Source organism: Amycolatopsis sp. NPDC114484 (assembly GCF_055633755.1).
Genome location: NZ_JBVKDQ010000035.1, coordinates 36,453 through 53,963, shown reverse-complemented (window position 1 = coordinate 53,963; position 17,511 = coordinate 36,453). Strand labels below are relative to the sequence as shown.

The window sequence follows — 17,511 nt, the reverse complement described above, 5'->3', positions numbered from 1 at the left end:
TTCGGACCGGCAGCAGGGCCGGTTGTTCCTGGCATAGTGGAGACCATGGGTGGGCTTCCCTTCTCCGCTGACGGCGATTTCGTGCCGATCCGGTACGTCATCGGGCACAAATTGTTGTGGCTGCGCAGTTATGAGAAGCAGGTGGAGATTCTGTTCACCGCGGTGGAGCGGTTGGAACTCGACACTCGCTTCACCGGAGGTCTTACGATCGCGCCGGTGCCGAGCCACGGCGACCTCAATGACAGCTCAGCCGTACCGTTGCTGTTGCTCACCTTGACCGGCGGCACTTTCGGCTCCGGCTTCGTGGCCTGTGGCAAAGTGAGCGCGGTACGGATCGGCCGGGCGGGAGACGAGTCCGGAGAAAGGGACCTCCTGTTCTGGGAGGGCGCTTCCTATTCCGAGAACGCGGTAGGGGGTCGAGCCGCCGAACCCGGTCGGATGGCGTTCGGCCTGCCGGTATTACGCCAGTACTCGCGCGAGAAGCGGACCACCGCGCGGTTCCCGCCGCCACCGGGGCAACGCACGGGGAAAGGCGCGGAGGGGAGCAGGTCGCCCTAGGCCAGGTGCGGAGCATGGTTCGGATTTCGGGTGCCTGTCCGGGCATCGGGCAAGGCGAGGGTGCGGTTAGGCGGCGCGTTCCGTAACGGCGATCGCTTCGCGAAGCGTCCGCCGGGCCTGGGCGATGTCCTCCGCCCGGCGGTCGAGTTGGGCGAGTTGAGTGCGCAGCGCACCCAGCACTCCTGGACACGGTCGCAACGAACCGTCCGCGTCGGCGCACGGCAGCATTCGCTTGATCAGACTGGTCGGCAACCCGGCCGCCAGCAACGCGCGAATCTGCCGCACGGTCTGCTCGGCGGCGGGAGCGTAGTCGCGGTAGCCGTTGGGCCGCCGGTCCGCCGTCAGCAGCCCGACGCGTTCGTAGTACCGCAGGAGCCGTTCGCTGGTTCCGGTGCGCTCGGCCAGCTGCCCGATCCGCATCGCCCCTCCGCTGAGCTTGACCTTGGCATGGTGTCAACGTTCAACACTGGTCCCGGCGGCCGCATTCCGCGCGCCCGACCCGACCCGGGAGTCCTCGTTGATCATCGATGCCCACAGCCACGTTCACGACCCCGTGCACCAGCATCTCGCCCTGCTGGACGAAGCCGGAGCCGACCGCGCCGTGCTGTTCGCGACCAGGCCGCACCCCGAACGAGCCACCGATCTGGCTTCGTTCCGCCGGGAAATGAGCGTGCTGGACGCCGCGCTCAGCGGCCAGTCCGGCGACGGCTACCAGTCCGCCTGGCAAGGACTCGACGCTGCCTTGGCCGCGCACCCCGACCGCTTCCTGGGTTTCCGCTCGGTCCGCCTGGACCAGCCGGAAGACCAAGTCGCCGCGGACGTCGAGGTGGTCGCCCGAGGCTTCCACGGAATCGGCGAACTGACGCCGCCTCCGGGCGCGGGCGCCCGGATCGAGCCAGTCCTGCGGGCCGCCACCGACCACAATGGACTCCCGGTCGTAGTGCACGGCTCCGCCCCGACCACCGAAGGAGATCTGTCCACCCTGGCGGCCCTGGCCCGCCGCTACCCGGCTGTGCCGCTGGTGATCAGCCAACTGGGCGGCGCGCATTGGCTCACCGCGATCGACCTGGCCCGCGAAACGCCGAACGTCTACCTGGAACTGTCAACGGCGAGCATCGTCTTCGCGGTCCGGCTGGCGATCGCCGAACTCCCGGACCGCACGATGTTCGGCTCGGACGCGCCGTACGGCGACCCGGTCCTGTCCCGCACGACGATCGAACGCGTGACCCCGCCCGGAGAACTGAGAGACCGCGTCCTGGGCGGCACGATGGCGGAGATGCTGGGGTGGTGAGCCTTCGACAGCCTGGATGCGCGACCCGGGCCGGATGGCCGATCGCGCTGTCCGGCACCGTGATCGTGCTGAAGCCGATGTCGCTACCGGGTGCCGCGCGGGGCGAATCTCCCGCCCCGCGGGTCATGGATCGCGGCCCGGGCCGGTTGGTCGATCGCATTCCTCCGGCACGCGATCGCGATTCCCCGGCGGCTGGCTCCGACGCGGAGGTCGAGCACCCAGCCTCACCCAGCCGCCGCGACCCCGTCCTTCAAACTCCGCCCGGGAAGCAACCGGCTGATCGCGTCCTCCATGTGCGCGTCCAGCAAGTGCAGCGCCGTCTCCTCGTCGCCCGAGCGCAGGGCTTCGATGATCCGCGTGTGCTCCTCCAGCCGATCCTCGACCCCCTGATACGTGCTCTGCAGCAACGTCAGGCACATCCGCGTCTCGATCAGCAACGTCCGGGCCATGCGCATCAGCCGTTTGCTGCCGGACGCGTTGATCAGCGCCTCGTGGAACCGCAGGTCCGCCTCCGACAACGCGGCCGGGTCGTCCGCGGCTGCCGCCATGTCGGCCACGTTCTGCTCCAGCGTGGCGGCCACCGCCTCGCGGTCGCCGCGGAACGCGCACAGCAGGGCGGCTCTTTCCACCGCGGAACGGGCGAGATAGATGTCGAACACGTCCGCCGGTTCGAGGTCGATCACGAACAGGCCGCGGTGCCGTTCGCTGCGCAGCAGGCCCTCGGACACGAGGTGCTGCATCGCCTCCCGCAGCGGGCCGCGCGAGACCTGGAAGCGGGCGGCCAGGTCGGTTTCGCCGAGCTGGGTGCCGGGCGGCAGCGCGCCGGTCATGATCGCGTCGCGCAGCTGGCGCGCGATCACCGCGGCGGTCGATTCCCGGCTCACCGGTTCTATGTCAGGCAGTGCGACCACGGGTCAGCCCCTCGTCCGGAACAACGCGCCCAGCGAACGCACCAGCCTGCTCGTGCCGGTCAGCCGCAGGCCTTCCCACACGGTCACCTGGTTGGCGGTCAGCACCGGCTTGCCGAGCTTCTCCTCGATCGCGGTGATCTCGCCGAGCGTGCGCATCGCGGTGTCGGGCACCAAAACCGCGTCGGCGTCCGGGTGGTCGTGGCTTATCGCCAGATCGACTACGGCCTCGGGCGCGAGCTGGCCCACCTCGGCGGCGGTGTCGATGTCGGCGCTCGACATCGAGAGCACCTCCACCCCTCCGGCGGCGAGGAAGTCCACGAACAGCCGCGCGACGTCGTCGGGGTAGCTCGCGGCCACCGCTACTCGTTGCACGCCAAGGGCTTTCGCCGCGTGCACGAAGGCGAACGACGTGCTCGAAGCCGGCACTCCGGCGGCCTTGGCGAGCTGGTCGGCCTGGTCGCGCGCGCCGTCCCAGCCGTATACGAAGCTGCCGGACGTGCAAGCCCACACGACGGCTTCCGGCTCGTGCTTCGCGAGCAGCCGGGCGCCTTCGGCGAGCCGGGCTTCGCTGCCGAGGTCGAGCAGCTCCGGCACGGCGTGCAGGTCGGTGCCGTAGATGTGCGCGACCGGCAGGCTGATGTCGCCTTCGGGGCCGCCGAGAAGCTGTTCCGCGAGCGGGTAGTCGTCCTCGGCCGCGTGGTCGGGGTAGATGAAGCCGATCGTGGTCACGAAACCTCCGGGATGCGCAAATTGTCGACAATATTAGCGGGACGGATCAAGACACCTCCCGCAGCCATTGGCCGGGGCCCACGACGGGCAGCCGCATCCGGCGCAGGCAGGCCCACATGGTCAGCTGGTTGGCGGTCAGCACGGGTTTGCCGAGCGCCTTCTCCAGCGGTTCGATCAGGTCGAACGTGGGGAGGTTGGTGCAGCTGACGAAGATCGCCTCGGCCTCGCGGTGGTCCGCGGCCAGGATCCGCTCGGCGATGGTGCGGTAGCTGACCTTCCAGATGCCGCCGCCCAGCCCGAGGTGGTCGCTGGACACCGTGTCCACGCCGACCTCGGCGAGGAAATCGTGGAGTTTGCCGGTGAGGTCGGCGTCGTAGGGCGTCAGCACCGAGACCCGGCGCAGGTCGAGCTGGTGCAGCACCTCGACGAGAGCGCCGGAGGTGGTGACCGCGTCCGGCGCGCCCGCGTCGCAGATCGCCTTGGTGAGGGAGCGTTCGTAGTCGATGCCGTTCACGAAGCTGCCCGAGGTGCACAGGTAGGCGACCACCTCGGGCTCCACGTGCAGCACGTCGCGCGTGGCCGTGGCGAGGTGGCGGCTGTCGCTCACCAGCTGGGCCATCTCCATGCTCACCGGGACCGGTTCGTACGGGGTGCGGGCGAGATGCAGCGACACCTCCATCGGCACCCAGCGCCACAGTTCGCGCTCGAGCGCGAGGTCGAACGGCGCGATCACGCCGATGCCGCGCTGGGCTAGCGGGCCCTCGAACGCGAGGAAGTCCAGATCCAAGGTTCAGCCTCCGGAATACGCCTGTGCCGATGCCCGTCCGGTGCTCCGGGGGTGGTCCTCGGATTGTTGACAATCATACGAGCCACTTTTACCGTGTCAATCGTGATCGCTCCGGAAACCCCCGTACTGGCAGTGCTCTGCGGGGCAGACCAACCACCGGACATGGCCGCTATCGAAGACGCGGCGGTAGTTCGTTACACCGACGAGCGCGGCCTCGCCGGTGCGCTGGCCGGAGCCGACGCGCTTTTTGTCTACGATTTCCTTTCCGATGCCGTTCCGGGGGCCTGGCCCGCGGCGGACCGGTTGCGGTGGCTGCACATCGCGAGCGCCGGCGTCGACCCGGTGCTGTTCCCGGGGCTGCGCGAAAGCGACGTCGTGCTCACGAACTCGCGCGGGGTGTTCGACGACGCCATCGCGGAGTACGTGCTCGGCGTCGTGCTGTCGTTCGCCAAGGACTTCGCGCGTTCGCTCGACCTGCAGCGCGCCGGCACGTGGAAGCACCGCGAGAGCGAGCGGATCGCCGGACGGGAGGTGCTGGTGGTGGGCACCGGACCGATCGGGCGGGCCATCGCGCGGATGCTGCGCGCGGCCGGGATGCGCGTGTCCGGGGCGGGCCGCCGCGCCCGGGTCGGGGATCCGGATTTCGGCGTCGTGCGCGAATCCGCCGAGCTGACGCGGTATCTGCCCGAGTTCGACTACGTCGTCGCGGTCGCGCCGCTCACCGATCAGACCAAGGGCATGTTCGACGCCGCCGCGTTCGCCGCGATGAAACCGTCCGCGCGGTTCGTGAACGTGGGCCGCGGCGAACTGGTGGTCACCTCGGATCTGATCGCGGCCTTGCGGGCGGGGGAGATCGCCGGGGCCGCGCTCGACGTCTTCGAAACCGAGCCGCTGCCCGCCGAAAGTCCACTGTGGACCATGCCGGACGTCCTGCTGTCCCCGCACATGTCGGGCGATTTCATCGGCTGGCGGCGGACCCTGGTCGAGGTGTTCGCGGGGAACTTCCGGCGCTGGGTCGCCGGGGAACCGCTGTGGAACGTCGTGGACAAACGGCTCGGCTACGTGCCGTCCGAAACGCAGGGAGGCGCCGGATGGGCGACCGGGAACTGACCGCCAGCGAACTCGTCGCCGCCTACGCCACTGGCGAGCTGTCGCCGGTCGAAGCGACGAAGAGCGCCCTGCAGAACATCGAGGACCGCGACGGCGAGATCAACGCCTTCTGCCTCGTCGACGCCGAGCGCGCGCTCGACCAGGCGAAAGCGGCCGAGGCCCGGTGGCGCGACGGGAACCCGATCGGCGCGCTCGACGGGGTTCCCGCGTCGATCAAGGACATCTTCCTCACCCAGGGCTGGCCGACGCTGCGCGGTTCCACGAGCATCCCGGTCGATCAGCCGTGGGACGTCGACAGCCCGGTGATGGCGCGGATGCGCGAGGCGGGCCTGGTCGTGCTGGGCAAGACGACCACGCCGGAGATCGCCTGGAAGGGCGTCACCGACAGCGCGCTGGCGGGCATCACGCGCAATCCGGTGAACCCGCGGATGACGGCGGGCGGGTCCAGCGGCGGCAGCGCGGCGGCGGTCGCGGCGGCGATGGGCGAGCTGTCCGTCGGCACCGACGGCGGCGGTTCGGTGCGGATCCCCGCGTCGTTCTGCGGGATCGTCGGCATGAAACCGACCCACGGCCGGATCCCGCTGTTCCCGGCGAGCCCGTTCGGCCCGCTCGCGCACGCCGGGCCGATGGCTCGCTGCGTGGACGACACGGCGCTGCTGCTGGACGTCCTCGCGCTGCCGGACCACCGCGACCCGACCGGGCTCGCGCCGCCGATCAGCGCGTACCGCGAGGCGGTGCGGCGCGACGTGCGCGGGCTGATCGCCGCGTTCTCGCCCACGCTCGGTTTTGTCGACGTGGACCCGGAGATCGCGGCGATCGTCCAGTCGGCGGTGCAGTCGCTCGCCGACGCCGGGTTGCAGGTGGAACAGGCCGACCCCGGGTTCGCCGACCCGAAGGACGCCTTCGACGTGCTGTGGTCGGCGGGCGCGGCGAAGTCGCTCGACGCGTTCCCGCCGGGCAGCGAGCCGCGGGTCGATCCGGGCCTGCGCCGCGTGTGGGAACGGGGCCACACCTACTCCGCGGGCGATTACCTCGACGCCACCGCGGAACGCGCCGCGCTCGGCATCCGGATGGGCGAGTTCCACACCCGCTGCGACGTGCTGCTCACGCCGACCGTCCCGATCCCGCCGTTCGAGGCGGGCCACGACGTGCCGCCGGGCAGCGGGATGAGCGAATGGCCGGAGTGGACGCCGTTCACCTACCCGTTCAACATGACGCAGCAGCCGGCGATCAGCGTGCCGGCCGGGCGCACCGAATCGGGCCTTCCGGTGGGCCTGCAGATCGTCGGCCCGCGGCATTCGGACGACCTGGTGCTGGCGGTGGCGAAGCTGCTGGAGGAGGTCCGGCCCTGGGCCGCGCCGTGATTCCCGCGCGGCCCGTGGCAGGGTGTCGGGTATGACCGAGTTCACCGCGCCGATCGACGACCGCTGGTTCGAGGACTACCCCGAGGGATCGGTGTACGAGTTCGGCGACACGACAGTCAGCGAAGCGGAGATCGTCGAGTTCGCCGAGAAGTACGACCCGCAGAGCTTTCACGTCGACCCGGCGGCGGCGAAGGAGGGCCCGTTCGGCGGGCTGATCGCGAGCGGCTGGCACACGTCGAGCCTGATGATGCGGATGTTCGCCGACCACTACCTGTCGTCGGTCGCGAGCCTCGGCAGCCCGGGCGTCGACGAGCTGCGCTGGCCGCGTCCGGTGCGGCCGGGAGACCGGCTGCGGATGCGGGCGACCGTCACCGAGGCGCGGCTGTCGAAGTCGAAGCCGGACCGTGGTCTCGTGCGCACCCGGATGGAGCTGTTCAACGGCGACGACGAGCTGGTGTTCAGCGCGAGCGCGGTCAACTTCCTGTCGGTGCGGCCGAAGCCGCCGGCTGGTTCGTAAGCTGCCGGATCTCCCGGCTGCACAACGCCAGTCCGGTCGAAACGAGGATCAGCACCCCGCACGTGACGAGCACCGTCTCGCGGCCGAAGTGCTGCACGAGGGGACCCGCCGCGATCTGCCCGAGCGGCATCGCGGCGAGCGAACCCAGCATGTCGTAGGAGTACACGCGGGCGAGCCGGTCGGGCGGGATGTGTTCCTGCAGCGAAACGTCCCACGCGACGGAGAACTGCTCCATCGCCAGCCCGGCCAGCAGCATCGCGATCAGCAGCGGGACGAGCGACGGCCACCAGCCGAGCGTCAGCACCGGCAGCGCCTCCACCATGACCAGCAGCACCCCGACGAACAACGCGCGCCGCGGCCGCCAATGCGCGGCGACGATCCCGCCGAGCAGCGCGCCCGCCGTCTGCATCGCCAGCGCCAGCCCCCATCCGGAACGCCCGAACGTCTCGTCCGCGGCGACCGGTCCGATGACCACGAGCGTGCCGAGCCCGGCGGCGTTGACGAAGGCGAACTGCGCGACCACCGCCCACACCCAGGTGCGGGACCGGAACTCGTGCCACCCGGCGATCAGGTCGGCGATCGGCCGGGAGCCGGAAACCCGCTCAGTGCGGGGCAGCCGGACGGCGTGATAGGCGAGCGCGGCACCGAAGAACAGCAGCGCGTTCACCGCCAGCGCCCAGCCGGATCCGGCCGCCGCCACCGCGACCCCGGCGGCCCCGGCCCCGGCGATGCGCCCGCCGTTGACCAGCAGCCGCAGCAAGGCGTTCGCCGGCGCCAGCAGCTCCCGCGGCACGGTTTGCGGAGTGATCGCCGCCGAAGCGGGAAGCGACATCGCCGCGACCGCCCCGTTGACCACGCTCAGCGAGATCAGGAACGGGACCGAGCTGAATCCACAAAGGACACTCGCGGCGATCAGCGCCTGGCTGAGCCCGGCCGCGATCTCGGTGCCCTGCAGGATCACCGCGCGCGGCAGCCGGTCCGCGAGCACCCCGCCGAAAAGCAGCAGCAGCACGTTCGCCAGCGACCGGGCCCCGACGACCAGTCCGAGATCGACCGCCGACCCGGTGCGGTCCAGCACCGCGAACGCGAGCGCGACCGGAGCGACCGAGTTGCCGAAGGTGCCGAGCGTCCGCCCGGCGGCGAGGGCGCGGAAATTGCGGTGCCGCAACGGCTCCAGGAGGCTCACCCCGCGAGCTTCCTCCAGTTGTCAACCGAATAATCAGCAACTGGGACTGCTCGGCAAGGTCGAGCAAGGAGTGCTCTGCTCGATTCATGCGGACGACGACCCTTGGCCGCAGCGGCCTCGAAGCGTCCCGGATCGCCTTCGGCACCGGCGGGTTCGGCGGTCAGCGGGGCAGCTTCGACGAGGACACCGCGATCGCGGCGATCCGGCGCGCGCACGAACTCGGCATCACTCTCTTCGACACCGCGCGGGCTTACGGCACCGCCGAAGCACTCCTGGGCAAAGCGTTGTGCAGCGAACTGGACCATCGCCGCGACAGCGTCGTCATCGCCACCAAAGGCGGGACGAACCCCGGTTCCGAACGCATCCGCGATTCACGCCGTGAATGGCTCACGCAAGGAGTGGACGAGAGCCTGCGCGCGCTCGGCGTCGGCCATCTTGACCTCTGCCAGATCCATTGGCCCGACCCGCGGACTCCGGCCGCCGAGGTCGCCGGGACGCTGCGGGAGTTCGTGGACGCGGGCAAGATCCGCCACGTCGGAGTGTCGAACTACGACTCCGCGCAGCTCAGCGCAGTGCACGAGACGGTGGAAACCGTGCAGGTGCCCTACCACCTCTTCCGGCGCGGCGCGGAGACCGATCCGCTCCCGTACGCCCGCGAGCACCACCTCGGCGTGCTCGCCTGCAGTGCGCTCGGCAGCGGTCTGCTCACCGGCTCGCTCACCGCCGAAACGGCGTTCGACCCGTCGGACTGGCGGTCGCGTTCGTCCGCTTTCCGCGGGGACTCGTTGCGGCACAACCTGAAGATCGTCGACCAGCTCGTCGCTTTCGCCAAGGACAGAGGCGCGACGGTGAGCCAGCTGGCCATCGCGTGGACGCTGGCGAAGGTCGACGTCGCCATCGTCGGTGCCCGCCGCCCAGCCAGCATCGAGAACAGCGCGACCGACGTTCAGCTCACCCCGTCGGACCTCGCCGAGATCGACCGCATCGTCGCGCCAGCCGTCCCGGTCGGCGGAGCCAGCCCGGAAGGCATCGACTGACCCGGCTACACCCGCGTCGCGAATTCCAGCTCCGCGAGCGCCGTATCCAGATGCGTCAGGATCCGCTGCAGGTGCGGAACGCTGCGCCGGCACCCGGTGACCCCGAAGTCGAGATTGTCCCCGTTGCTGGTCAGCGTGATGTTCAGGGCCTGCCCGTCGAGCAGCACCGACGCCGGGTAGATGCCGTCGAGCGCCGCGCCGTTCCAGTACATCTGCTTGCGCGGGCCGGGGACGTTCGAGATCACCAGATTGAAGGGCGGGCGCGTGTTGCCGACGACGCCGGGGATCGGCGACGCGCCCAGCTGGGCCACGTTGATCCCGGACAGCAGCAGCGTCTGCAGCGGTGACAGCTGCGAGAACAGCTTCTTGCCGTTCGACATCGATTCGGAGATCGCGGCCAGCCGCTGCGCCGGGTCGGTCTGGTCGGTGGCCAGGTTGCACAGCAGCGCGCCGATGTTGTTGCCGGTCGCGTCGCCAGTGTCGCGGCGGCGCAGCGACACCGGGACCATCGCGACCAGCGGCGCGTCCGGCAGCGCGCTCTGTTCGATCAGGTAATCGCGCAGCGCGCCGGAGCACATCGCGAGCACGACGTCGTTGCGGGACACACCCGCGGCGGTCGCGACCTCGCGCACCCGCTCGAGCGGCCAGGACTGCGCGGCGAACCGGCGCGCGCCGCCGATCGGCACGTTCAGCATCGTCTTCGGGGCCTGCATCGGCAGCGTGAGCCGGTGCTCGCGGAACGCCTCGCGCGCCACCTTCGCCGCGGCCGGCGCGATACCCGCGACCTGCTCGAACGTCTTGCCCACCAGGGCGAACGGCGACGCCGGGGCGCGGCCGTTGTGGTTCGCGGCGGGCTTGTCGCGCGAACCCCACGGCGGCGGGCAGTCCAGGTCGGCCGGGTCGTCCGACAGCGTTCCCTGCAGGTGCCGCAGCGCTGAGACGCCGTCCATCAGCGAGTGGTGGATCTTCGAGTAGATCGCGAACCGGCCGTCGCGCAGTCCTTCGATGAGGTGCGTTTCCCACAGCGGCCGGTGCCGGTCGAGCAGCGTGCTGTGCCAGCGCGAGGTGAGTTCGAGCAGTTCGCGGACCCGGCCCGGCTGCGGCAGCGCCGAATGCCGGAAGTGGTAGTCGAGCTCCAGATCGGTGTCGCGCGACCAGCGCACGTGCCCGACGGTGTTCACGGGACGGCTCGGCCGCATCCGGAACACGCTGCGCATGTTGTCCGATTCCAGCAGGCCGCGGCGGAGGTCGCGCAGATAGTCCTCGCCCGCGCCCTCGGGTTTGCGGAACAGCTGGAGCCCGCCCACGTGCATCGGGTGTTCGCGCGTCTCGACCATGAGGAACATCGAGTCGGTCACCGGCATCAACGGCATTGCGCCACCCCTTTCCGCCGCCATGGGGACCTCGGCGTCCCCGGCCCCCGGAGTGTACGCACGAAAAAGGCGGCGCCTCAGCTCTCGCGGCCAGGTGGGGGACAAGGCGATGACAAACCCTGTCCGGTGACGTGTCTGCAGCTGCTTACGGGGGACGGATACCATCGCTGGCGTGGCAGGACGGACTGGAGCTCAGCAGCTGGGGGACGCGCTCACGGCTCTCGGGACCGAGGTGGTGTTCGGCCTGCCTGGAGTACACAACCTGCCGCTGTGGGAGGCGTTGGCGGACACCGGGATCCGGCTCGTCAACGTCCGGCACGAACAGACCGCGGGATACGCCGCCGACGGTTATGCCCGCAGGACGGGAAAACTCGGCGTCGCGCTCGTGACCACCGGCCCCGGCGCGGCGAACACGCTCGGTGCGGTCGGCGAAGCGATGGCGTCCGCGGCCCCGGTGCTCGTGATCGCGACGGACATCCCGTCGACGCTGCGCCGTCCGGGTGTCGTGCGCGGGGTGTTGCACGAAACTTCCGATCAGCAGGCGATGTTCGCGCCGGTCACCAAGGCAGGCTTCACCGTGCACCGCGCGGATCAGATCGGCACGACCTTGCACCGCGCCGCCCGGCTCGCGCTGATGCCGCAAAGCGGTCCGGTGTATTTGGGCATTCCGACCGATTTCCTCCGCGAAACCACGCCGCCGCGCGAACCGCCCGCGCCGCCCGCCGAACGCGTGCTCGACCTGCCGGACCTGCCTCGCGCGGCCGAACTGCTGGCGTCCGCGCGCCGTCCGCTCATCTGGGCGGGCGGCGGCGCGTTGCGCTCCGAAGCGGGCGAAGCGATCGGAAATCTCGCTGAACGGCTGGCCGCGCCGGTGCTCACCACCTTCGGCGCGCGCGGTCTGCTTCCGCTCGATCATCCTTGTCTGGCCCCGAATCCGGTGCACGCGCCGGAGGTCGGGCAGCTGTGGGACGAGGCCGACGTGGTGCTCGCGATCGGCACCGACTTCGACGGCCTGATGACGCAGAACTGGCAGATGCCCGCGCCGCCGAAGCTGATCGCGATCAACGTCGACGCGGGCGACGCGGCGAAGAACTACCGGCCGGACGTCACCCTGGTCGGCGACGCGCGCCGCGTCGTCGAATCCCTGCACCCGGACCAGCGGTCCGGCCTGGACGAGCTGACCGCGCGGCTGGCCGGCATCGGCCGCCGCGTGCGCAGGCGCATCCGCGACGAGGAACCGCAGGCCGCCGACTTTCTGTCCACTTTGGAGGAAGTGCTCCCCGCGGACGGGACGATCGTCACGGACATGTGCGTCGCCGGATACTGGATCGGCGGCTTCCACCGGGTCCGCGCGCCGCGGCGGCTGGCGTATCCGATGGGCTGGGGCACGCTCGGCTACGGCTTCCCGGCGTCGCTCGGCGCGGGCGCGGCGGCCGAGGCGGCAGGCGGCGGTCGCGTCCTCTGCGTCACCGGCGACGGCGGTTTCCTTTACGCGGTAGGGGATTTGGCGACGCTCGCCGAGGAACAACTGCCGGTGACGGTCGTGGTGGTGGACGACGGCGGCTACGGCATGCTGCGCTTCGACCAGGACCAGGAAGGCCTGCCGCGCCGCGGAGTCGACTGGGACAGCCCGGATTTCGTCGGGCTGGCCCGCTCGTTCGGCGTGCACGCGGACCGGGTGTCCGGCTTCGGCCGGGCGTTTCGCCGGCTGCTGAGCGAATTCGTGGAATCGGACGAGCCGAATGTGCTGGTGGTGCGCGCGAAGCTCAAGCCGCCGCTCAACACTTCGCCGCGGTGGTACCGGAAACCGCGCGGCTGAGCCACAAGCTTCACTTCCGCAGAGGTCCGTGAGGGGAACCCTGAGGGAATCAGATTCCCTCAGGGTTCCCCTCACGGACTCAGCATTGCGCGCCGTCTCGCAGGGAGCGGACCATGCTCCGCAGGATCCGGAACGCGTCCGACTGTTCGGTCTCGCTCAGCCCGTCCAGCATCCTGACCTCGACGGACCGGACCGCGGCGCTCGCCTTCTCCAGGCTCCGCCGTCCGCGAGGCGTGAGCCGGGCGGGAAGGGCCTTCCCGACGGGCGCCTCCGCGGGCCGGGTCACGTAGCCGTCTCGCTCCAGGGCTTGGAGCAGCACGTTCATCGACTGCCGGGTCACGAACGCGCCCCGCGCCAGCTCGGAGTTCGACAGGCCCGGCCGTTGCGCCAGCAGCTCTAGGCAGGAGTAGTGCGTCACCGTCATCCCGAGCGGGCGCAGCACCTCCTCCATGGCCGCGCGCAGCGCGCTCGAGGTCTCTTTCAGCAGGTAGCCCAGTGACTTGTCCAGGTCGACTCCGCCGCCGTCTTGACTCATGTCAGGATTCTGACATACAGTGGCTCGTGTCAGAAACCTGACACGACGAAAAGGAGCAGTGCCTTGCCCGCCATCGGCCCCGATTTCCTCTCGCTCCAGGCTCGTGACCTGGACGCTTCGCAGGCGTTCTACGAGCGATACCTCGGCCTCGTCCGCTCGCCCGCCGGACCTCCGCACGCCGTCGTCTTCGAGACGAAGCCGATCGCGTTCGCGCTCCGCGACGTCGTTCCCGGCACCGATCTCGCCTCCGCCGCCCACCCCGGCATCGGCGCCGCGATCTGGCTGCTCGCCACCGACGTCCAGGCCATTCACGACGCTCTGGCCGCCGACGGGCACCCCATCGTCTCCGCGCCGATCGACGGCCCCTTCGGCCGGACGTTCACCTTCGCCGACCCCGACGGCTACCACGTCACCCTGCACGACCGTGGCTGAGGCGAGCACCCTGGTTTTCGGGGCTACCGGAGCGCTCGGCCAGCACGTCCTGGACGCGCTGGTCTCGCGGGGCACGAGTCCCGAAACGATCACCGCGGCCGGCCGGAACCAAGCGCGGCTTGAAGAACTCGCTTCCGCCGGGTTCCGCGCCGCTGCCGTCGACCTGTCGGATTCGGCCCGCGTCGCGGAACTGGTCGCCGGGCACTCGGACCTCGTGCTGATCTCGGGCCGCGACCCGAATCGCCTTGCCCAGCACCAATCCGTCATCGAAGCCGCGAAGAACGCGAAGGTCCGGCACGTTTACTACACCAGCGGAGTCCGGGCCGACGACGACCGGTTCGAGATCAACTCGGACCACCGGGCGACCGAGAACGCTCTTGTCGCTTCCGGCCTGACGTACACGATTCTGCGGAACACCTGGTATATCGAGAACTATGTCCAGTCGCTGGCCGGTCCTCGCTTCACCGGAGTCCTCGCCGCCGCGACCGGCGATGCCGTCGTCGCGGCAGCCAGCCGGAAAGACCTGGCCGAGGCGTTGGCCGTCGTGGTCACCACCGACGGGCACGACAATGCCACGTACAGCCTCTCCGGCGACACGAACTTCACTTACGCCGACATTGCCGAAGCGATGTCGGTCGTGCTGGAGCGAGAGGTCGTTTATCGGCCGGTCGCTCCCGAGGAATTGCGGGAAATGCTCCTCGAAACGGGAATGGACGGCGAGCTGGCCAGCTTCTTGGTCGGTCTCGACCAGACCATTGCCGCTGGGGTTTTCGCCCGCGTCGGTAATGATCTTTCCCGGCTCCTCGGCAGGCCGACGACCGATCTGGTCGAAGGGCTGACGGCAAAGTGAACACGTCTCCCGGCCAGCGGTTCTGGATCAACACCGTCACTCTGGACCACGTCGAAGCCGCCGCCGAAGGCGGCTTCACGCAGGCGGACCACGGTGCGGGCAACCGTCTTCGCCAGCCGCGTCCCGGCGACGAGATGATTTTCTACTCGCCGCGCACGAGCTTGCGGGGAGGCAAACCCGTCCGGCAATTCACCGCTTGGGCCACCATCACCGGCGATAAGCCCTACCAAGCCTACGTGAGCGACGATTTCCAGCCATGGCGGCTCGCGGCTTCCTTTCACGCTTGCCAGCGCGTGGACGCGAAGCCGCTAGTAGACCAGCTGTCGTTCGTCACCGACCCCGCTCATTGGGGTTTGCCGTTCCGCCGTGGCTTGTTTCCCATTCCGCAGCAGGATTTCGCGACGATCCTCGCGCGTATGACCGCGTGAACCTCAGCTGTGGTGCGAGTCGGCTTCCCAGCTGAGGAACGCGTCCAGCGTCGCTGACCGGTGCGCCCGCGCGCAGTGCTCGATCCATTCGGCACCGGAACCGGAACGGATCAGGTCGAGCAGCTGGTCGTGTTCGGCGACCGAGGCGAGCGCGCGGGCGGGCACGAACGAGAACGTCGAATCGCGGATGGTGGCGAGCCGGGCCCAGCCCTTCTTGACCAGGTCTACCAGGCTGGGGTTGGGGCAGCGGGTGTAGAGGACCTCGTGGAACTCGTGGTTGAGCCGGGTGAACTCGACCGGTTCGAGCTGGCCGAGACCGGCGCGCATCCGGTCGTTGAGTTCGCCGGCCTCGGCGAGGTCGTCGGCGCTCAGGTGCGGCGCGGCGAGCGCGGTGGCCGCGCTCTCCACGATCGCGAGCATTTGCATCGTGTGCTCGTACCCGACCGGGTCGATCGCCGCGACGGTCGCGCCGACGTTGCGCTCGAAGTGCACCAGCCCCTCGGCCTGCAGCAGCCGCACCGCTTCCCGCACCGGGACCGTGCTCACGTCGAATTCCTTGGCCAGCGAGCCGAGGACCAGCCGATGGCCCGCCGGGTACGCGCCCGCGGTGATCCGGGACTTCAGCACCTGGTACGTGTGCTGGCTCTTGCTGAGCCCGCCGGCCTGCTCGTGTGTTGTGGACATCCCTGTCGCCTCCCCTTCACAGCCCGCCGGGGCGGGGTGTCCAGGCCACGGTAACCGGTCCGTTCGCCGCGCTAAATAATATACATTCAATCCAGACAATGCGCTGAGCGAACGACGAGCGCTCGCCGCGCTTGCTGGGCCATCCGGGCAAAAGTCCAGTTCAGTTACCGCATTGAGCCTTGTCGGGGCGGCGACTGATTATATACGATCTGGCACGGTCTGGAGCACCGTCAGCAGCAGGGGAGGCGCGATGCCGCGCACGACCGGGATCAGCAGGGAGCATCGCCGCGTCGTACTGGCGGCCATGGTCGGCACGACTATCGAATGGTTCGACTTCTTCATCTACGCGATCTGCGCCGGACTGGTCTTCGCGACGCAGTATTTCGCGGTGCTCGGCAAGGACGCGCTGATCGTGTCGTTCGCGACGGTCGGCATCAGCTTCTTCTTCCGCCCGGTCGGCGCGGTGATCGCCGGGCATCTCGGCGACCGGCTCGGCAGGCGCGCGATGCTGATCCTCACCCTGCTGCTGATGGGGATCTCGACGGTGCTGATCGGCCTGGTGCCGAACACCGCGTCGATCGGCGTGTGGGCACCGATCATCCTGGTGCTGCTGCGCATCGTGCAGGGGCTTTCGGCGGGCGGCGAATGGGGCGGCGCGGCCCTGCTCGCGGTCGAGCACGCGCCCGCCGAGCGGCGCGGGCTGTACGGCGCGTTCCCGCAGATCGGCGTGCCGATTGGGCTGCTGCTGGCCAATGGCGTCCTCGCGCTGGTCACCGCGCTGACGACGCCGGAGCAGTTCCTGGCGTGGGGCTGGCGGATCCCGTTCCTGCTGAGCGTGGTGCTGATCGTCGCCGGTCTGATGATCCGGTCCCGGGTCGCGGAGAGCCCGGTGTTCGAGGAGGTCCGCGAGAAGAAGGCGCGGTCGAGCATGCCGCTGGTGCAGTTGTTCCGGCACCACTGGAAGCTGGTCGTCGCGGGCGCGCTGCTGTTCGCCGCCAACAACGCCGTCGGTTACATGACCACCGGCGGATACGTGCAGTCGTACGCGACCAAATCACTGCATCTCGACCGTTCGACGGTGCTGATCGCGGTGATGATCTCCGCCGTCGCCTGGCTGCTGAGCACGCTCGCCGGAGGCTGGCTCGCCGACCGGATCGGGCGGGTGCGCACCTACCAGATCGGGTTCGTGCTGCAGCTGGTCTGGATGTTCCCGTTCTTCGCGCTGGTCAACACGGGAAGCGTCGGGCTGCTCGTGCTCGCGCTGGTGTTGTTCTCGGCCGGGCTCGGGCTCACCTACGGCCCGCAATCGGCGCTGTACGCGGAGATGTATCCGACGACGGTCCGCTACAGCGGCGCGGCGATCTCGTATGCGATCGGCGCGGTGCTCGGCGGGGCGTTCGCGCCGACCATCGCCGAATCGCTGCAGACGAGCACCGGAACGGTCTACGCGGTCGGCGGCTACCTCGCCGTGATGACCGTGATCGGCCTGGTCACAAGCTTCTTCGTCAAGGACCGGAAGGGCGCGTCACTGAGTTCCGCGCCCGCGAACACACAGGCAACCACCGTCGAAAACGTCTGAGCGGGGGCGCGCGATGCGGACCCAGACCCGAAGCGACTACTGCGCGTGGCTCGACGCGGCCGCCCGAGACGCGCACGACGCGATCAACCGGATCCACGTCGAGGCTTACGCCGATCTGGTCCGCACCGCCGAGCTGTACAAGGGCGAGCTGGCGTGCCGCCGCCCGGCGCGGCGGCCCGCGTCCGGTCTGCCCGGCCGGGGACATCGCCATCGGGATCCCGGACTGCGGAGTTCCGCGATGGCGCGCGTCGAGGGGTCGCGGTTCGCCGATCCCCGGCCGGGCGGGTAGAAAGGGCGGCGGCGGCCGGTCGCCGCTCCCCG

At 69.8% G+C, this 17,511-nt stretch carries 20 protein-coding genes; 12 read left to right on the top strand and 8 right to left on the bottom strand.

Features of this window, described 5'->3' with window-relative positions; all coding sequences use genetic code 11:
• Positions 1-45: 45 nt before the first annotated feature.
• Entirely contained in the window at positions 46-558 is a 513-nt protein-coding gene (locus ACZ7SW_RS42585; RefSeq protein WP_470236051.1) for a hypothetical protein, read from the top strand.
• Positions 559-624: 66 nt separating this feature from the next.
• On the opposite strand, the gene ACZ7SW_RS42580 is transcribed toward ACZ7SW_RS42585, so the two are convergent.
• Positions 625-978: a MerR family transcriptional regulator gene (locus ACZ7SW_RS42580; RefSeq protein ID WP_470236050.1), complete on the bottom strand. Its 354-nt coding sequence runs from the start codon at positions 976-978 to the stop codon at positions 625-627.
• Positions 979-1,075: 97 nt separating this feature from the next.
• Here ACZ7SW_RS42580 and ACZ7SW_RS42575 point away from each other — a divergent pair, with 97 nt between their 5' ends.
• The gene (locus ACZ7SW_RS42575; RefSeq protein ID WP_470236049.1) at positions 1,076-1,849 is read left to right on the top strand and encodes an amidohydrolase family protein; all 774 of its coding nucleotides are present in this window, start codon (positions 1,076-1,078) and stop codon (positions 1,847-1,849) included.
• A gap of 224 nt (positions 1,850-2,073) precedes the next feature.
• On the opposite strand, the gene ACZ7SW_RS42570 is transcribed toward ACZ7SW_RS42575, so the two are convergent.
• From ACZ7SW_RS42570 to ACZ7SW_RS42560, 3 genes are read right to left on the bottom strand one after another with little or no spacing between them, the layout of a single operon-like run.
• On the bottom strand, positions 2,074-2,760 hold the full coding sequence (locus ACZ7SW_RS42570; RefSeq protein ID WP_470236048.1) for a GntR family transcriptional regulator: 687 nt from the start codon (positions 2,758-2,760) through the stop codon (positions 2,074-2,076).
• A gap of 3 nt (positions 2,761-2,763) precedes the next feature.
• Positions 2,764-3,489 (bottom strand): maleate cis-trans isomerase family protein, encoded by a 726-nt coding sequence (locus ACZ7SW_RS42565; RefSeq protein WP_470236047.1) that lies wholly within the window; start codon positions 3,487-3,489, stop codon positions 2,764-2,766.
• Positions 3,490-3,535: 46 nt separating this feature from the next.
• Positions 3,536-4,276 carry a maleate cis-trans isomerase family protein gene (locus ACZ7SW_RS42560; RefSeq protein ID WP_470236046.1) on the bottom strand — a complete coding sequence of 247 codons (741 nt, stop codon included), beginning with the start codon at positions 4,274-4,276 and terminating at the stop codon, positions 3,536-3,538.
• Positions 4,277-4,438: 162 nt separating this feature from the next.
• On the opposite strand from ACZ7SW_RS42560, the gene ACZ7SW_RS42555 reads away from it, so the two are divergent.
• From ACZ7SW_RS42555 to ACZ7SW_RS42545, 3 genes are read left to right on the top strand one after another with little or no spacing between them, the layout of a single operon-like run.
• Positions 4,439-5,386 carry a D-2-hydroxyacid dehydrogenase gene (locus tag ACZ7SW_RS42555; RefSeq protein ID WP_470236067.1) on the top strand — a complete coding sequence of 316 codons (948 nt, stop codon included), beginning with the start codon at positions 4,439-4,441 and terminating at the stop codon, positions 5,384-5,386.
• Entirely contained in the window at positions 5,368-6,750 is a 1,383-nt protein-coding gene (locus ACZ7SW_RS42550) for an amidase (RefSeq protein WP_470236045.1), read from the top strand. Before ACZ7SW_RS42555 ends, ACZ7SW_RS42550 begins: the two co-directional genes overlap by 19 nt.
• A gap of 31 nt (positions 6,751-6,781) precedes the next feature.
• The gene (locus ACZ7SW_RS42545; protein WP_470236044.1) at positions 6,782-7,267 is read left to right on the top strand and encodes a MaoC family dehydratase; all 486 of its coding nucleotides are present in this window, start codon (positions 6,782-6,784) and stop codon (positions 7,265-7,267) included.
• On the opposite strand, the gene ACZ7SW_RS42540 is transcribed toward ACZ7SW_RS42545, so the two are convergent.
• On the bottom strand, positions 7,224-8,453 hold the full coding sequence (locus tag ACZ7SW_RS42540) for an MFS transporter (RefSeq protein WP_470236043.1): 1,230 nt from the start codon (positions 8,451-8,453) through the stop codon (positions 7,224-7,226). The genes ACZ7SW_RS42545 and ACZ7SW_RS42540 overlap by 44 nt on opposite strands.
• Positions 8,454-8,539: 86 nt before the next feature.
• On the opposite strand from ACZ7SW_RS42540, the gene ACZ7SW_RS42535 reads away from it, so the two are divergent.
• A complete protein-coding gene (locus tag ACZ7SW_RS42535; RefSeq protein ID WP_470236042.1) occupies positions 8,540-9,490 on the top strand; it encodes an aldo/keto reductase in 951 nt (316 codons plus the stop codon).
• A 5-nt stretch (positions 9,491-9,495) separates the two neighbouring features.
• On the opposite strand, the gene ACZ7SW_RS42530 is transcribed toward ACZ7SW_RS42535, so the two are convergent.
• On the bottom strand, positions 9,496-10,863 hold the full coding sequence (locus tag ACZ7SW_RS42530) for a WS/DGAT/MGAT family O-acyltransferase (RefSeq protein WP_470236041.1): 1,368 nt from the start codon (positions 10,861-10,863) through the stop codon (positions 9,496-9,498).
• A 172-nt stretch (positions 10,864-11,035) separates the two neighbouring features.
• On the opposite strand from ACZ7SW_RS42530, the gene ACZ7SW_RS42525 reads away from it, so the two are divergent.
• Positions 11,036-12,682 carry a thiamine pyrophosphate-binding protein gene (locus tag ACZ7SW_RS42525; RefSeq protein ID WP_470236040.1) on the top strand — a complete coding sequence of 549 codons (1,647 nt, stop codon included), beginning with the start codon at positions 11,036-11,038 and terminating at the stop codon, positions 12,680-12,682.
• 79 nt (positions 12,683-12,761) lie between these two features.
• Here ACZ7SW_RS42525 and ACZ7SW_RS42520 read toward each other — a convergent pair whose 3' ends face one another.
• The gene (locus tag ACZ7SW_RS42520) at positions 12,762-13,217 is read right to left on the bottom strand and encodes a MarR family winged helix-turn-helix transcriptional regulator (RefSeq protein ID WP_470236039.1); all 456 of its coding nucleotides are present in this window, start codon (positions 13,215-13,217) and stop codon (positions 12,762-12,764) included.
• A gap of 63 nt (positions 13,218-13,280) precedes the next feature.
• On the opposite strand from ACZ7SW_RS42520, the gene ACZ7SW_RS42515 reads away from it, so the two are divergent.
• Genes ACZ7SW_RS42515 through ACZ7SW_RS42505 form a run of 3 tightly spaced genes read left to right on the top strand, consistent with a single transcriptional unit; the run spans position 13,281 to position 14,927 of the window.
• Positions 13,281-13,649, top strand: a complete 369-nt coding sequence (locus ACZ7SW_RS42515) for a VOC family protein (RefSeq protein ID WP_470236038.1) — start codon at positions 13,281-13,283, stop codon at positions 13,647-13,649.
• On the top strand, positions 13,642-14,499 hold the full coding sequence (locus tag ACZ7SW_RS42510; protein WP_470236037.1) for an NAD(P)H-binding protein: 858 nt from the start codon (positions 13,642-13,644) through the stop codon (positions 14,497-14,499). Before ACZ7SW_RS42515 ends, ACZ7SW_RS42510 begins: the two co-directional genes overlap by 8 nt.
• Positions 14,496-14,927: an EVE domain-containing protein gene (locus ACZ7SW_RS42505; protein ID WP_470236036.1), complete on the top strand. Its 432-nt coding sequence runs from the start codon at positions 14,496-14,498 to the stop codon at positions 14,925-14,927. Before ACZ7SW_RS42510 ends, ACZ7SW_RS42505 begins: the two co-directional genes overlap by 4 nt.
• 3 nt (positions 14,928-14,930) lie before the next feature.
• Here the strand turns inward: ACZ7SW_RS42505 and ACZ7SW_RS42500 are convergent, their stop codons facing one another.
• The gene (locus ACZ7SW_RS42500; RefSeq protein ID WP_470236035.1) at positions 14,931-15,611 is read right to left on the bottom strand and encodes a GntR family transcriptional regulator; all 681 of its coding nucleotides are present in this window, start codon (positions 15,609-15,611) and stop codon (positions 14,931-14,933) included.
• Positions 15,612-15,861: 250 nt separating this feature from the next.
• Between ACZ7SW_RS42500 and ACZ7SW_RS42495 the strand changes: the two genes are divergently transcribed.
• Together ACZ7SW_RS42495 and ACZ7SW_RS42490 are read left to right on the top strand one after the other, a co-directional pair.
• The gene (locus ACZ7SW_RS42495) at positions 15,862-17,190 is read left to right on the top strand and encodes an MFS transporter (protein WP_470236034.1); all 1,329 of its coding nucleotides are present in this window, start codon (positions 15,862-15,864) and stop codon (positions 17,188-17,190) included.
• Between the two features lie 13 nt (positions 17,191-17,203).
• Positions 17,204-17,479, top strand: a complete 276-nt coding sequence (locus tag ACZ7SW_RS42490; RefSeq protein ID WP_470236033.1) for a hypothetical protein — start codon at positions 17,204-17,206, stop codon at positions 17,477-17,479.
• Positions 17,480-17,511 lie beyond the last annotated feature (32 nt).

What these genes read in the sequence shown, in the direction of transcription:
- ACZ7SW_RS42585 (WP_470236051.1), top strand. Translation starts at nt 46, where the DNA reads ATGGGTGGGCTTCCCTTCTCCGCTGACGGCGATTTCGTGCCGATCCGG.
- ACZ7SW_RS42580 (WP_470236050.1), bottom strand. Translation starts at nt 978, where the DNA reads ATGCGGATCGGGCAGCTGGCCGAGCGCACCGGAACCAGCGAACGGCTC.
- ACZ7SW_RS42555 (WP_470236067.1), top strand. Translation starts at nt 4,439, where the DNA reads ATGGCCGCTATCGAAGACGCGGCGGTAGTTCGTTACACCGACGAGCGC.
- ACZ7SW_RS42550 (WP_470236045.1), top strand. Translation starts at nt 5,368, where the DNA reads ATGGGCGACCGGGAACTGACCGCCAGCGAACTCGTCGCCGCCTACGCC.
- ACZ7SW_RS42545 (WP_470236044.1), top strand. Translation starts at nt 6,782, where the DNA reads ATGACCGAGTTCACCGCGCCGATCGACGACCGCTGGTTCGAGGACTAC.
- ACZ7SW_RS42535 (WP_470236042.1), top strand. Translation starts at nt 8,540, where the DNA reads ATGCGGACGACGACCCTTGGCCGCAGCGGCCTCGAAGCGTCCCGGATC.
- ACZ7SW_RS42530 (WP_470236041.1), bottom strand. Translation starts at nt 10,863, where the DNA reads ATGCCGTTGATGCCGGTGACCGACTCGATGTTCCTCATGGTCGAGACG.
- ACZ7SW_RS42520 (WP_470236039.1), bottom strand. Translation starts at nt 13,217, where the DNA reads ATGAGTCAAGACGGCGGCGGAGTCGACCTGGACAAGTCACTGGGCTAC.
- ACZ7SW_RS42500 (WP_470236035.1), bottom strand. Translation starts at nt 15,611, where the DNA reads ATGTCCACAACACACGAGCAGGCCGGCGGGCTCAGCAAGAGCCAGCAC.
- ACZ7SW_RS42495 (WP_470236034.1), top strand. Translation starts at nt 15,862, where the DNA reads ATGCCGCGCACGACCGGGATCAGCAGGGAGCATCGCCGCGTCGTACTG.
- ACZ7SW_RS42490 (WP_470236033.1), top strand. Translation starts at nt 17,204, where the DNA reads ATGCGGACCCAGACCCGAAGCGACTACTGCGCGTGGCTCGACGCGGCC.